We start from the raw sequence: 239 nt of genomic DNA on the forward strand, positions 1-239 counted from the left end.
AAGAAGGGGTCTCCCATGCCCACATCGTTCACAAGGAACGCCGGTAGCAGGAAAACCATCACCAGCAGGACAGCGTATTTCAGGTATGTCAGCGGCTTCAGCCTTTTTGTGGAAAGCTTCTTCGTGGGGATTTTGTGCAGCAGCTCCTGAAACCAGCCGAAGGGGCATAGAAAGCCGCAGATAAAGCGTCCCAGCAGGACTCCCAGCAAAATGAGAAAGCCTGTGATATAGTAGGAGAA

Annotated in this window: 1 protein-coding gene; it reads right to left on the reverse strand. The window is 51.9% G+C overall.

Features of this window, described 5'->3' with window-relative positions:
- Positions 1-239 (reverse strand): 4Fe-4S binding protein (locus DW922_RS18260; protein WP_243032311.1); only part of this gene is annotated, 239 nt, incomplete at both ends.

Origin of the sequence: Clostridium sp. AM42-4 (assembly GCF_003480105.1) — a bacterium.
In the GTDB taxonomy this organism is placed as follows: Bacteria; Bacillota; Clostridia; order Lachnospirales; family Lachnospiraceae; genus Brotaphodocola.